This is a genomic window from Streptomyces sp. NBC_01320 (assembly GCF_035974375.1).
Taxonomy (GTDB): domain Bacteria; phylum Actinomycetota; class Actinomycetes; order Streptomycetales; family Streptomycetaceae; genus Streptomyces; species Streptomyces yanii.
Genome location: NZ_CP108390.1, coordinates 1,962,418 through 1,976,872, shown reverse-complemented (window position 1 = coordinate 1,976,872; position 14,455 = coordinate 1,962,418). Strand labels below are relative to the sequence as shown.

Below are 14,455 nucleotides of genomic sequence, written 5' to 3'. Positions count from 1 at the left end.
AGACGATATGGGCGCTACGTGTCGGTAATCGGGGGCAAGGGGCAGTGGGGCCGAACGGTGTGCGCTGCGCATTCATCCGCTGTGCCCGGCGCGCGGGATGGCCGGTGTCTGCCGGGGTGACCTCGCAGGGTGTCCGGCCCGTACCGCAGCGCCCATCCGTAACGCCCGGGTGTCCATGGGCGGCAGGGGTGCAGAATCATTCCTAATAGCGCACATGTTCGAATGCGGGGTAAGCTGCAGGTATGGCACCGCACCAGCTCCAGGGGTCCCTGTTCGATCAGGGCGACGACGCGTTGCTGCGCCCGCTGGACGGGCTCCGCAGAACCGGGCTCGACGACGGCGCCTGGATCGACCTCCTGCCGGGCTGGCTGAGTGGCGCCGACGCCCTGTTCGAACAGCTGGCCGCGGACGTTCCCTGGAAGGCCGAGCGACGGCAGATGTACGAGCGGGTCGTGGACGTCCCGCGTCTGCTCGCCTTCTACCGTGCCGGCGAACCGCTGCCGCACCCCATCCTCGACGAGGCGCGGCAGGCGCTCTCCACGCACTACGCCGCCGAGCTCGGCGAACCCTTCACAACGGCCGGCCTGTGCCACTACCGCGACGGGCGCGACAGCGTGGCCTGGCACGGCGACCGCATCGGCAGGGGCGCACGCGAGGACACGATGGTCGCCATCCTGTCTGTGGGAGCGCCCCGCGACCTGCTGCTGCGTCCGTGCCGCGGCGGCGATGTCGTCCGGCGGTCGCTCGGACACGGCGACCTGATCGTGATGGGCGGTTCCTGTCAGCGGACCTGGGAGCACGCCATCCCCAAGACCGCTCGGGCCGTGGGAGGGCGCATCAGCATCCAGTTCCGGCCGCACGGGGTGCAGTGACCGCTTCCGACCAGTAGTCGTACGCTTCCCTCCCCTTGGTCACGGGGCGCGCGACTCGCTACGTCACACTGGTGCTCCCGTCACCGAACCAGCGAGGCGACCGATGGCTTTGCAGTTCAACGCCACCAACCCCGAACACCCCGCGTTCCTTCTCGAACTGCCCTGGCACCTACCGCTCGAAGAATGGGCGGAGAAGCATCTGGTGACGCTGCCGCGCGGCATCTCCCGTCACGTCGTGCGCTACGCACGAGCGGGGGACGACGTGGTGGCCGTCAAGGAGCTTGCCGAACGGCCGGCGGTACGCGAGTACGAGCTGTTGCGCACCCTGGCCAGGCTCGGGATACCCGCGGTGGACCCACTCGCGGTGGTAACCGGGCGCACCGACACCGACGGGGGGCCGCTGGAGCCGGTGCTGATTACTCGTCATCTCAACGGGTCCCTGCCCTACCGCTCGATGTTCGAGACGACCATGCGCCCGACCACCGTGCACCGGCTCATGGACGCACTCGCCGTACTGCTGGTCCGGCTGCACCTGGCGGGCTTCGCCTGGGGCGACTGCTCTCTGTCCAACACACTCTTCCGCCGGGACGCCGGCGCCTATGCCGCCTACCTTGTGGATGCGGAGACCGGCGAGGTACACAACCGACTCAGCACAGGGCAGCGTGAATACGACATCGATCTGGCCCGGGTGAACATCAGCGGAGAGATGCTCGACCTCGAGGCCGCGGGTGCGCTCCATCCCTCGGTGGATCCGATCGCTTTCGGCGCCGAGATCTGCCAGCGGTACCAGGAGCTGTGGAGTGAGCTGACTCGTACTTCGGTCTATCCGGCCGGCAAGTATCACTACATCGAACGTCGCATGCGTCGGCTCAACGACCTCGGCTTCGACGTCGCCGAGATGCAGATCGCCAACTCCCCGAACGGCGACACGATCACGTTCGTCCCCAAGGTGGTCGACGCCGGCCATCATCAACGCCAACTCCTGCGCCTCACCGGGCTCGACGCCGAGGAGAACCAGGCCCGACGACTCCTCAACGACCTTGAGAGCTGGATGGCGACACAGGAGGACTACGCGCCGGGCGACCCGCTCGGCGCCCGTGCGGAGGTGCTTGCCCACCGCTGGGTCCGCGAGGTGTTCAGGCCTACGGTACGTGCTGTTCCGCAGGAACTCCGGAGCTCGATGGACCCGGCCGAGCTCTATCACGAACTGTTGGAACACCGGTGGTACATGTCCGAGCGCGCACAGCTGGACATCGGCCTGGAGGCGGCTGTGGCGGACTACATCACCAGTGTTCTCCGTCGCCCCGAGACTCAAGTGCCGTCGGCGAGCGATTCCCCGTAAGCGGCGTGACCCCCGTCGACCGGGGAGAGGCACACACCTTCGCTCTCCCCGCCGCCATCGGCCACATTCCCTCGTGGGGTGGGAGAAGCAGTCTGCTGTGAAGAGGAGCGAGGGCGATTCGACGGCTGGATCGCCGACGTGGGAACGTCCTCCGGAACTCGGCCGTCGAGATCGACGCCGTCCAGGTCCATCGAGCGCAGGTCCGCGCCGCGGACGGTACGGGCCTGCTCGATCGCAGCCAACTCCATCGCAGGCAAGAACGGTGTTCGGCCGGCAGTTGACGCCCACCCCGCGCCGACGTACCTGTGGGGCGGATGCGGCCCCGGCGGTGCCGGGGCATGCCGGAACGCGGCCCGTTCCCACGAGGGCGTCGCCCTTCTGTCAGCCGCTCACCGCTGTCGTCCTGAAGAGGCCGCCGCAGATGAGGGGCTGGGTGGTGCGCAGGGTCAGGGCCTCTCGGGAACCGGGCGGGTAGACCCGGAGAAAGTCGGGCCGGTCCCAGCACTCCGAGCCTTTGATCCCGCGGTTGAGAGTGTGCAGGGTGACTTCGGCCGAGCCGCCGGCCCCGATGACGGTGGCCCGGCCGGCGGCGCCCTCGCGGTCGGCGGGTGCGCCGATCACGCTGCCGTCGCGCCTGATCAGGGAGACCCCGGGGAAGCCGGTCAGGGTGCAGGAGTCCGAGGACTTGTTCACCAGCGTGAGCCGGTAGTGGATCTGGCCCGCGCCCGCGTCGCCCTGCCTCAGGCTCATGGTCAGTTCCTCGGCCGTGCAGCGCCCCGGACCGCTGCCGGTGGCCGGGACGGACGTGGCAGCCGAGGCGCTCGAAGTGGCGGCCCTGGTGGGAGCGGGCTCGCCCGGGGCGATGGGCGCATCCGGGGCGGTGCTGCCGGGGGCGGACCTGCTCGATCCCGCGGGTTCGGCCGAGGGGGAGGCGCCGTCGTCGCAGCCGGTGGCGCCCACGGCGAGGGACGCGACCGCCACCGGGACGAGGGCGTACCGGCGGAGCCCGCGCCCCCTCCCGGCCGGTCCGCGCCCGCGCGGACGGAAGGATCGTGGGGACAATGGGGTGATGGTTCGCGGAGTGGAGTCCATGGTTCTCGCCTGCTCGCTTCCGCGCCCCCTGAATCATCCACTCCGGTGCGGGAGTACGACTCCGGACACCGGTCCGCCCCCGGCGGTAGCAGCCGGCGGTGGACGGCACGGGTGCGGACGTCTCGGCCACGCCGGCCGGTCCGGCTCCGCCCGCGCCCTTGCCCGCGACCACGGCCTGGCGTCCTGACCGCGCCGACGTGGACCCCGCCGTGAAGCTGCGCGCTGTACAGGTGGTGGAGGCGATCGGCGCGTGGCCCGCCGGGCAGGGTGCGGCGGCGAAGAGACGGGTGGTCGCGCTGGGGGCGGAGCCGTCGTTGGTGAACCGGGCGGGTCCGCTGCGGCTCGCTGCGGACGAGGCCGCGCTTCAGGTGATCGACGCTCAGCACGGCGGGATTCTGGCGGACTGGGCCAGTGTGCTGGTGGTGTGCCGGCAGTGGCAGTGGACCCCTGGGCATCTGGGCGGCACGACCGTCGACGTAGAACTGCTGGGGCTTTGCTTGGATGGGAGACTCTGGTGCGCAATTCTCGGCGGCTGCTTGACCGGTAGGTGATGATCGTTCCTGCGGTCGTTACGTGTCGTCCGGCCGTGGAGGGTGGGTTGTGATGTCGTTGCGGCCGATGGGGCTGCCGCCGGTCCCGGAGCAGACGGTTCGGGTCGCGCGGGCGGCGTTCCCGCAGGAGAGTTTGGCGATCCGGGTGCGGGACCGGCTCGGGGAGGTCTTCACCGATGAGCCGTTCGCTGAGGCGTTCGGGGTGCGTGGGGCGCCGGGCCTGTCGCCGGGGATGCTGTCGCTGGTCACGGTGTTGCAGTTCGCGGAGAATTTGACCGATCGGCAGGCCGCGGCGATGGCGATACGGGCCATCGACTGGAAGTACGCCCTCGGCCTGGAGCTGACGGACACCGGCTTCGACCACAGTGTGCTGCCCCGGTTCCGGGCCCGCCTGGTCGGCAACGGCATGGAACGTGTCGTCTTCGACCGGCTCCTTGAGCACTGCGTTGATGCCGGGCTGGTGGCCGCGGGAGGAAAGCAGCGCACCGATTCCACCCATGTGGTCAGCGCGGTACGGGACTTGAACCGGTTGGAACTGGCCGGGGAGAGCGTGCGGGCTGCGCTGGAGGCGCTGTCGGCCGCGGCACCGGACTGGCTGGCCCGGGCCGTGGACGTGCCGGAGTTCGCCCACCGCTACGGACCTCGGGTCGACAGCTGGAAACTGCCCGGCTCCAAGGTCAAGCGCGACCAGCTGTCCCAGGTCTACGGCCAGGACGCGTTGCGGCTGTGCCGGGCCGTCTGGTCGCCCGACGCGCCGGCCTGGCTGCGGGAGATCGGGGCCGTGGACATCATGCGCCAAGTCCTCGTGCAGACCTACACCGTCCGCACCAGCAGCCGGGGCAAGGAGGTGGTCAGCAAGCGGGAAGCCGACGAGGACGGTGTCCCGCCCGGCCATCTCCGCCTCGCCTCGCCCTACGACCCCGACGCCCGCTGGTCCGCCAAGGGCGACGACCTGTTCTGGCTCGGCTACAAGGTCCACCTCACCGAGAGCTGCGACAACACTCCCCCCGAAGCCGAAGCCGAAGCCCGGGGACTGCCGAAACTGATCACGGATGTGACCACCACCCTGTCGACGGTGCCGGACGTGAAGGCCACCGCGCCGATCCAGCAACAACTCGCCGACCGCGGCCTCCCGCCCGCCGAGCACTACCTGGACTCCGGCTACCCCTCCGCCGAACTGATCGAGGCCGCACGCAGCCGCGGAACCGTCATGGTCACTCCCGTCCTCCTCGACCGATCCGCCCAGGCCAAGAGCCACACCGGCTACGACAAGAGTGCCTTCCGGATCGACTGGAAAGCCCGCCAGGTCCGCTGCCCCCAGGGCAACACCAGCACCGGATGGCACCCGGTGCGACAACGCGAACGAGACGCCATCGTCGTCGAGTTCGCCAAGACGGACTGCCAGGCATGCCCCGTCCGACCCGAGTGCACCTCGGCCCGGCGCGGCAACCGCATGCTCACCCTCTACCCCGAGCACCTGCACACCGCCCTCGCCGCCGCCCGCACCGAACAGAAGACCAAGACCTGGAAGGACAAGTACGCCCTGCGGGCCGGAGTGGAAGGAACCATCAACCAGGCCCTCGACATCACCGGCATCCGCCGGGCCCGCTACCGCGGGCTGCCGAAAGTCCGCCTCCAGCACGCCTTCTCCGCCACCGCGATCAACGTCGTCCGCCTCGACGCCCACTGGACCGAGCATCCACTGGACCGCAGCCGCACCAGCAACCTCACCCGCCTCAGCTACCGACTCACAGCCTGACCACCCACCCGGAATTGCGCACCAGAGTCATGGGACTTCGCCTCCTTCCCGGCGTGGTGGCCAGCGTCGATGAGCGGTGCCTTTGCCGGGGCGCCGCCCGGTGGCACGCAGCGGCCGGGATCAGGTGAGGGGTTTGCCACCCTGCTGCAACCGCTCACACTCCGGCGTGACATGGGCGCCGGCCGACACCGCCCTGCGCGCCGAAGGCCCGCACGCTGCCGGCGCAGGGCGACACCCCGCTCGCCGTGGCCGCGCGGGGTGGTTGGCCACCTGTCCTGAGCCGTGAAGGTCCCACACCGCACAGGTCATAGCGACTGCCCAAGGGCGTTCGGCTGGTTCATGACGGGTGCTTGATGCCAGGTCAGGACTTCATGGTTCGGGGAAGTCCGCACAGTCGGTGAGACCCGGATAAAAGCGAGTGAGACCACAAAGCCCCGCTGGAATCCGCCATGCTCCGGCGGGGCTTCTGCGCGCGGCGGTCTATTGGACGTCGCTGTGGACCGTCCCGAACGGACTCGGAGTCTCGCCCCGGGGCGAGACGGGGATCTGCGCGCACTCGCGAATCCCGGCGGCTGACTTCCGCCATGTCACCCACGTGATCAACGATCCACCACAGACGATCGATCATGTGTACGGGTTCTTCACGGGCGAGCGTCATTGCGCCTTGCCTACGCGAAGGGTCACGTCAGCGGTAGGCGGGGGACAGAAAGATGGGTAGCAGCATGTATGGAATCGTCGATCATGGTCGACAAGGCTTGCTCCGAAAACGGCCCCCCGGCACGGGGGAGGTCGACGCTGTGCGGAAAGCACCGGTCGGGGCAAGGGGGAGACGGGGCGTGTCACTGTTCTGGCGGATGTTCCTGTCGAACGCCATTGTGCTCGTGATCGCGACCGGGCTGCTCATCGGTCCGTGGGTCACGGTGTCCAGCCCGGTCCTTGCGCACGAGGCGCTGGTGCTGTGCGGGGGTCTGATCGCGATGCTGGTGGCCAACGGGCTGCTGTTTCGCATCGGGCTCGCTCCTTTGAAGCGTCTGACCAAAGCGATGGCGGATGCGAATCTGCTGGAGCCCGGTCAGCGTGCCCGGGTCACGGGACGTGGCGAACTGGCGGAGCTGACGGAGTCGTTCAACGTCATGCTCGGTCGTCTGGAGAGCGAGCGGGCCGAGAGCAGTGGCCGGGTCCTGTCGGCGCAGGAATCCGAACGCCGACGGGTCGCCCGCGAGCTGCACGATGAGGTCGGGCAGACCCTGACGGCCGTCATCCTGCAGTTCAAGGGCATCGCCGACCGAGTACCGACGACTCTGCGCGAGGAGGTCGTCACCGCGCAGGAGACAGTACGGGGCAGTTTGGACGAAGTGCGGCGCATCGCCCGAAGGCTGCGACCGGGCGTGCTCGAGGACCTCGGCCTGCCCAGCGCCCTCAGGGCCCTCGTGACGGAATTCTCAGCGCCCGGCGTCACCACCAGCCACCGGGTAGACGGCTCCCTGACAGCGCTGGGAGCGGAGGCCGAGCTCGTGCTGTACCGCGTGGCCCAGGAGGCGATGACGAACGCGGCCCGCCACTCCGGAGCGAGCAGGATCGGTCTCGAACTGCGTACGGCAGGTGGACGGGCCGTGGAACTGACGGTCAGCGACAACGGAACGGGCTTCCGTCATGCGGCGAAGGGGGCCGGACTGCAGGGCATGCGCGAACGCGCCCTTCTCCTCGGCGCGGCCCTCACCCTCACCTCCCTCGATTCCGGCGGCACCACCGTACGGCTGCGAGTTCCGCTGCCGACGGAGGGAGCCACATGAACACCCCTGCACGCATCCTGCTGGCCGACGACCACGCCCTCGTACGGCGGGGCGTACGCCTCGTCCTCGAGTCGGAGCCGGACCTGACCGTGGTCGGCGAGGCCGATGACGGCGCCCACGCGATCGAGTTGGCCCGAGACATGGACGCCGATCTCGCCGTCCTCGACATCGCCATGCCACGCATGACGGGCCTGCAGGCAGCTCGTGCCCTGGCGAAGTCCCGGCCCGATCTCAGGATCCTGTTCCTGACCATGCACGACAGTGAGCAGTACTTCTTCGAAGCCCTCAAGGTGGGCGCCTGCGGATACGTTCTCAAGTCGGTGGCCGACCGCGACCTGGTGGACGCCTGTCGGGCGGCGATGCGAGATGAGCCGTTCCTCTACCCGGGCACAGAGACCACGCTGATTCGCCACTACCTGGACCTCGTCCGCCGCGGGGAGGCGCTGCCCCGCAGGCCCATCACCGAGCGCGAGGAGGAGATCCTCAAACTCGTCGCCGAGGGGCGCTCGTCGAAGGAGATCGCCCAACTCCTGGTGATCAGCGTCAAGACCGTCGACCGGCACCGCGCCAACCTGCTCCAGAAGCTGGGCATGCGCGACCGCGTCGAGCTCACCCGGTACGCCATCAGGACCGGCCTCATCGAGCCATAGCCGACGCCAGGTGCCGCCACCCCCAGACCTCGCCGGCCCAACCGTTGTCTTCCGACGGGTCGGCGTCGGTCCGGTGCCCCATGCACCGGATCCCGCACCACCATGCACTGATACCTGTACAAGGGGAAAACTTGAACAGCCAGATACCGGCGCAGCCACCGGGGCGTCGCAGACGGTCAAGACTCGACCAGTCCGGAGGTCTGCGCGGCACCGCGGTCGCCGTCGCCCTTCTGATGTCCGTCTCCACGATCTACGGGGCGGAAGCCGCCGTCGCAGCCCCGGCTGTCCAGGTGCAGCAGAAGCCAGCCGCCCAGCCGGTCACCGCCACGGCCGACGTCACCTCGGCGCGCGTAGCGGCCCGTCTGTCCGGACAGCGGGTGGAGGCGCTGTCGGAGCGGACCGAGACGTCGACCACTTGGGCCAACAAGGACGGCTCGCTGACCACCGAACTGTCAGCCGGTCCGGTGCGTTTCCGCGACCCGGCCACGGGCGACTGGCGCGATGTCGATGTCGCACTCGCCGCCCAGCAGGACGGCTCGATTGCCGCCAAGGCCCACCCGCAGGGCCTGACTCTGGCCGGCAAGACCGGCACGCCTGCACGGTCCATGCGAGCGGCTCAGGCCGCCCCTGCCACCGACCTGGTCACGCTCGGCCAGGAAGATGAGCAGATCACCCTCCAGTGGCGCGGCGGCCTGCCCGCGCCGCAGCTCGACGGTACCCGCGCGACCTACGTGAACGCGGTGCCCGGCGCCGACGTCGTGGTCGAGGCCACCCGTACGGGCTTCGAGCAGTTCGTCGAGGTCAAGGAGAGGCCGGCCGACGGCTTCTCCTACACCCTGCCGCTGCGAACCAAGGGACTGAGGGTCGAGCAGCAAACCGACGAAAGCGTGCTGTTCACCGACAAAAAATCCAAGAAGACCGCGGTCATGCCCGCCCCGGTGATGTGGGACGCGACGGTCGACCCGGTCTCCGGCGAGCACACCCGCCGGGTCAAGGTCGCCATGAAGGCCGTCAAGACCAAGGGCGGCGTGGACCTCATCATCACTCCGGACGCCGGTTTCCTCGCCGATCCGGCGACGAAGTACCCGGTGACGGTCGACCCGTCCACCTCCGCGCTGTCGAACGTCTTCGACACCTACGTCCAACAGGGCGAGACCGTCGACTGGTCCAGCGACGTCGAGCTGGACCTGGGCAACCCGGGCACCAAGAACGCCGACACCACGTACCGCACCGCACGTTCCTTCATCACCTGGAACACCGCCCCGATCGCCGACGCGCTGGTGATGGACGCGAAGTTGTCGCTGTGGAACTTCCACTCCGGTAACTACACCGGTTCATCGTGTCCCTTGCAGCCGTGGGAGGTGTGGTCCACCGGCGCCGCTTCGACGTCGTCGCGCTGGGCCGCGCCCAACCAGCCGGCGTGGATCGCGAAAAAGGCCACCTCCTCGGAGACACGGGGTAATGCCTCGTGCACCGCGCAGCCGGACGGCTGGATCAACGCCAATGTGACCACGATGGTGCAGGAATGGGCGTCGGCCAAGGCGGCCAAGTCGCACATGGGTCTGCGCGCCTCTGACGAGAACGTCACGGGGCAGTGGAAGCGGGTCAACTCCGCCAACGCCGCGTCGAACCCGCCGAAACTTGTGGTGACCTACAACTACCGGCCGCGCACGGGCACGAAGCAGGAGGCGGGTCCGCCGTTCTTCTCCTACGGCGGTGCCTACGTGGTCAACACGACCACGCCCACGCTGCGGGACACCTTCGTCGACCCCAATGGTGACAAGGTCAACGGCACATTCCAGATCTTCGACTCCGCGACCAACACCCAGGTCGGCAACGTCATCGTCTCCCCCTGGACGAACTCCGGACAGGTCGCCTCCGTGACCGTCCCGGCCGGGGTGCTGGCCAATGGTAAGTCGTACAAGTTCCGCACCAGCCCGTACGACGGCACCCACTACAACACGGGCTGGTCGGAGTGGAAGACCTTCACGGTCGACACCACCTCGCCCGTCGCGCCGACGGGAATGACCTCGACGGACTACCCGGCCACCGCCTGGGTCAAGGGCGCGGGCCAGGCCGGCACCTTCACCGTCACGCCGAACGGCACCGACCACAACTGGCTGGAGTGGTCACTCGATGGCGTGACCTGGACCAAGGTGGCCACCGGCGGCTCCACCGCCGCCAAGGCCATCAGTGTCACCCCGCCGAAGAATGGCACCCACACCCTCCAGGTACGGCAGGTCGACAAGGCCGACAACAAGTCCGAGCCCATCGAGTACACCTTCCACGCCGGCCCCGGCGGCTTTGTGCAGCCTGACGAGGGGGAGCGCACCGCGCGCCGCCTCCCGCTCGTCGCCGAGGCCGACGGCACGATGTACAACGCGGTCTCCTTCTCCTGGCGTCGCTCCGAGGCCGACCCCTGGGTGACCATCCCCGCCGGGCAGGTGACCTCAGGCGGCACACCACTGACCGCCTGGCCGGTGGGGATGACCGGAGGCAAGAACGCGGCCCTGGTGTGGAATGCCACCGACACCGTTGATCCCGACGGCACGGTCCAGATCAAGGCGGACTTCACCGGCCCCAACTCTGCGAAGGGCAGCACTCAGCCGCTGACCGTGGTCGTCGACCGCAACGCCTCCGGCGCCGCCACGCAGGAGATCGGCGCGGGTTCGGTCAATCTGCTGACCGGTGACTACACCCTCTCGGGCATCGACGCCTCCGGGGTCGGCCTCTCGGTCTCCCGCAGTGCCTCTTCGCGCACGCCGGACAGGGGGGCGACGCAGCAGGGCCAGGCACCGATCTTCGGCAAGGAGTGGGTCTCGGGCACCTCCGCTGAACTGACGGCATCCGCCTACTCTCACATCCGCCGCATTTCCGACACCGCCTTGGCCGTCGTCGACAACGAGGGCGAGGAGACCCACTTCACCGCCAACGCGGCGAAGACCGGCTGGATCCCGGAACCGGGCGCGGAGAGGATGACCCTCACCGGCAGCATCACCGGATCGTTCACTCTGACCGACACCGACGGCACGGTAACCCAGTTCACCAGGCCCGATCCGGCGGTCACCACCTGGCAGGTGTCCTCAACCCTCCTGGACGGTCTCACCAACTCCACCACCACCGTGGTCTCTGAGACGGTGACCGTGGACGGCAAGAAGCTGGCGCGCCCGAAGCGGGTGATCGCCCCCACGTCGGCCGTGAGCGCCGCCACGTGCACGGCGACGCCGTCCACCAAGGGTTGCCGGGCGCTGGAGTTCGTCTACGCCACCGCGACGACCGCGACCGGCTACACGACCGGTGCTGAATTCGGCGACTTCGCCGGGCAGACCAAGGAGATCCGGCTGTGGTCCACCGAGCCCGGAGCCGCAGCGGCCACGTCCAAGGCGGTTTCGACCTACCGCTACGACGCCGCCGGCAGGCTCCGCCAGCAGTGGAACCCCCACCTCCCCCAGAGCACCCAGGTCCAGTACTCCTACGACGCCTCGGGCCGAGTGACCTGGCTGGAATCGCAGTCGGAGCTGCCGTGGACGTTCACGTACGGCAAGGCCGGCAACGCCGCCACCGCCGGTGACGGCATGCTGCTCAAGGTGTCCCGCTCGGGTCTGAAGCAGGGCACGAGTGATGCCCAGGAAGGCAACGCGACGGCCTCGGTCGTCTACGACGTGCCGCTGACCGGCAGTACCGCCCCGTACAAGCAGGTCGCTGCCGATGTGAAGGCATGGGGTCAGCTGGATACCCCGACGGACGCGACCGCGGTCTTCCCCGCCGACGCCGTTCCCGCATCGAACTCTGGTAGTGCGCTGACCGCCGCCGACTACAAGCGGGCGAGCATCAGTTACCTGGGTGTGTCGGGTAGGGAGGTCAACAAGGCCACCCCGGGCGGGCACATCTCCACCACCGAGTACGACCGCTTCGGCAACACCGTCCGCGAACTGTCGGCCGCCAACCGGGCCGTTGCCCTCGGACTCACCGCCGACGACAAGGCCGCCCAGGCTGACCTCGGCATTGCCCAGCGCACTGCTGCTGAGCGTGCCGACCTGCTGGCCACCAAGACCGTCTACAACGACACCGGAACCCGGCAGCTGGAGGAGCTGGGTCCGCTGCGCCGGATCGACCTCACCGCCGACCTGAAGTCCGGCACCACCACCCTGGTTCCGGCCGGCACCTCGGTCACCGCGCGGACCTGGACGGTCAACGAGTACGACGCCGGACGGCCCACCGACGGCACGGCCGAGGTCAAGGACCAGATCACCAAGACCACGACCGGCGCGCAGGTGCGTGAGCACCCCACCGTCCTGGGCGAGGCCCGGACCACCCAGACCGTCTACGACTGGGCCAAGGGCCTGCCGACGAAGGCGATCAAGGACCCGGCGGGTCTCGCGATCACCGAGACCACCGAATACGACGACCAGGGCCGCGTCACCCGGCAGCTGCTGCCCGGCGCCACCGGCGCCGACGCCGCCACGCGGGTGACGACCTACTGGTCCGCCACCGGCACCGGCGCCTGCGCCGGGCGCCCGGAATGGGCCGACCAGGTCTGCTCCACTTCTCCTGGCGGCGCGATCACCGGCGGCGGCTCGAACCCGGCCCAGATGGCCACGACCACCACCGAGTACGACTGGTGGGGCAACGCGGCCAAGGCCATCGAGACGGTGGGCGGCGTCACCCGCACCACGACGACCACGTACGACAGCGCCGGCCGGCAGGCCAAGGTCACCGTCACCGGCGGCCTCGGTCAGGCCGTGCCGGAGTCCACGACCGAGTACGACTCCGTCACAGGCCGTGCGGTCAAGACGGTCTCGCCGACCGGCGGCACGATCACCCGGGCGTACGACAAGCTCGGCCGCCAGATCTCCTACACCGACGCCGACGGCGGTGTGACCACGACCGAGTACGACCTGCTTAACAGACCGGTCAAGGTCAGCGACAACGCGCCTTCGGCCGTCACGTACACCTACGACCACACCGTCGAGCCGCGCGGTCTGGCCACGAAGACCACCGACTCCGTCGCCGGTGTCTTCCAGGCCACCTACGACGCCGATGGTTCCGTCTCCAGCGAGAAGCTGCCGGGCGGGTACACCGTCAAGCAGACCGAGGACACCACCGGTGCGGCCACCGACCGCACCTACACGCGGGACAGTGACGCCACGGTCGTCTACTCGGACACCGTGACCGAGTCGATCCATGGCCAGGTCACCAGCCACGCCGGCTGGTCCGACCAGACCTACCGCTACGACGCCACCGGCCGTCTCACCACGGTCGAGGACACCACGGACACGGTCTGCACGCGCCGCGCCTACACCTTCGACGCGCGCAGCAACCGCAAGTCCCTCACGACTGCGGCCGGCGACCCTGGCCTCGACTGCCCCACCACAGGAGGCACCACCACCAACCACACCTACGACAGCGCCGACCGCATCGTCGACAGCGGGTACATCTACGACGCTTTCGGCCGCACACCCTCCCTGCCCGGCAGTACTGTCGGCTACTACGCCAACGACCTCGCCTACCAGCAGACCTCCGGCGGCAAGCGCCAGACCTGGCAGCTCGACGCTGCCCTGCGCTTCCGGTCCTGGAAGGTCGAGACCGGCAGCGGCAGCACCTGGACCCAGACCGCGTCCAAGCTCAACCACTACTCCGGTGACGGCGACAACCCCCGCTGGATCGTCGAGGACACCACCACCGGCGCCCTGACCCGCATTGTCGCCTCGGGGACCGGGGGCCCGGCCGCCACCACCAGCAAGACCGGCGACACCGTCCTCCAGTTCACCACCATCCACGGCGACATCGCCCTCCAACTCCCGCTGGACACCAGCAAGGCGCCCGTCGTGCTGGACTCCGACGAGTACGGCAACCCCCGTGCCGGCCAGGCCGCGACCCGCTACAGCTGGCTCGGCGCCAAGCAACGCTCCACCGAGACCCTCACCGGCCTCACACTGATGGGCGTTCGCCTCTACAACCCGGTCACCGGACGCTTCCTGTCCACCGACCCCGTCTACGGTGGTGGGGCCAACGCCTACGCCTACCCTGCCGACCCGATCAACAACTTTGACCTCGACGGCCGGAAGGTCCAGGCCAAGTACAACAAGAATTCCAGGAGTTGCTCGTTCTGGCAGGGCAAGTGCGTCATTAAGCTGAGCAGGGCACGCGCTTGGAAGGCCTCTTGGGACATCATCGGAGGAGCCACGGCGTGGGGTGTTTCCGCAGCTCTGTTCGGCGTGGCAAGCGCCGGTATCCTGTCAGCCGCAATGGCAATTCTCGCGGGCGTCGCCACCTGGGTAGCGGTCAACATTCAACGCGTTCACTCGTCCTTCCCGAATCGCGGCGTCAAGATCACGATCTACCTCTACGGGAGGATCTCCATTAGCCATCAATAGCTTGGCGTGACCATGCTGT

Annotated in this window: 8 protein-coding genes; 7 read left to right on the top strand and 1 reads right to left on the bottom strand. The window is 68.9% G+C overall.

Annotation, left to right across the window (positions count from 1 at the left end; translation table 11 throughout):
- Nucleotides 1–242: 242 nt before the first annotated feature.
- Together OG395_RS09485 and OG395_RS09480 are read left to right on the top strand one after the other, a co-directional pair.
- A complete protein-coding gene (locus OG395_RS09485; RefSeq protein ID WP_327242479.1) occupies nucleotides 243–872 on the top strand; it encodes an alpha-ketoglutarate-dependent dioxygenase AlkB in 630 nt (209 codons plus the stop codon).
- A 103-nt stretch (nucleotides 873–975) separates the two neighbouring features.
- Nucleotides 976–2,214, top strand: coding sequence for a DUF4032 domain-containing protein (locus OG395_RS09480; RefSeq protein ID WP_327242478.1), 1,239 nt, complete (start codon nucleotides 976–978; stop codon nucleotides 2,212–2,214).
- A gap of 381 nt (nucleotides 2,215–2,595) precedes the next feature.
- Here OG395_RS09480 and OG395_RS09475 read toward each other — a convergent pair whose 3' ends face one another.
- A complete protein-coding gene (locus OG395_RS09475) occupies nucleotides 2,596–3,195 on the bottom strand; it encodes a DUF4232 domain-containing protein (protein WP_327242477.1) in 600 nt (199 codons plus the stop codon).
- 209 nt (nucleotides 3,196–3,404) lie between these two features.
- Here OG395_RS09475 and OG395_RS09470 point away from each other — a divergent pair, with 209 nt between their 5' ends.
- The 5 genes from OG395_RS09470 to OG395_RS09450 all read left to right on the top strand — a co-directional run bounded on the left by OG395_RS09470 (nucleotide 3,405) and on the right by OG395_RS09450 (nucleotide 14,436).
- A complete protein-coding gene (locus tag OG395_RS09470) occupies nucleotides 3,405–3,857 on the top strand; it encodes a hypothetical protein (RefSeq protein WP_327242476.1) in 453 nt (150 codons plus the stop codon).
- 52 nt (nucleotides 3,858–3,909) lie between these two features.
- Complete coding sequence (locus OG395_RS09465; RefSeq protein ID WP_327242475.1) at nucleotides 3,910–5,616, top strand: IS1182 family transposase; 1,707 nt, start codon at nucleotides 3,910–3,912, stop codon at nucleotides 5,614–5,616.
- Between the two features lie 836 nt (nucleotides 5,617–6,452).
- Nucleotides 6,453–7,409 (top strand): HAMP domain-containing sensor histidine kinase, encoded by a 957-nt coding sequence (locus OG395_RS09460; protein ID WP_327242474.1) that lies wholly within the window; start codon nucleotides 6,453–6,455, stop codon nucleotides 7,407–7,409.
- Complete coding sequence (locus tag OG395_RS09455) at nucleotides 7,406–8,059, top strand: response regulator transcription factor (protein WP_327242473.1); 654 nt, start codon at nucleotides 7,406–7,408, stop codon at nucleotides 8,057–8,059. Before OG395_RS09460 ends, OG395_RS09455 begins: the two co-directional genes overlap by 4 nt.
- Before the next feature lie 233 nt (nucleotides 8,060–8,292).
- Nucleotides 8,293–14,436, top strand: a complete 6,144-nt coding sequence (locus OG395_RS09450) for an RHS repeat-associated core domain-containing protein (protein WP_327249292.1) — start codon at nucleotides 8,293–8,295, stop codon at nucleotides 14,434–14,436.
- Nucleotides 14,437–14,455 lie beyond the last annotated feature (19 nt).

What these genes read in the sequence shown, in the direction of transcription:
- OG395_RS09485 (WP_327242479.1), top strand. Translation starts at nt 243, where the DNA reads ATGGCACCGCACCAGCTCCAGGGGTCCCTGTTCGATCAGGGCGACGAC.
- OG395_RS09480 (WP_327242478.1), top strand. Translation starts at nt 976, where the DNA reads ATGGCTTTGCAGTTCAACGCCACCAACCCCGAACACCCCGCGTTCCTT.
- OG395_RS09465 (WP_327242475.1), top strand. Translation starts at nt 3,910, where the DNA reads ATGTCGTTGCGGCCGATGGGGCTGCCGCCGGTCCCGGAGCAGACGGTT.
- OG395_RS09455 (WP_327242473.1), top strand. Translation starts at nt 7,406, where the DNA reads ATGAACACCCCTGCACGCATCCTGCTGGCCGACGACCACGCCCTCGTA.
- OG395_RS09450 (WP_327249292.1), top strand. Translation starts at nt 8,293, where the DNA reads ATGTCCGTCTCCACGATCTACGGGGCGGAAGCCGCCGTCGCAGCCCCG.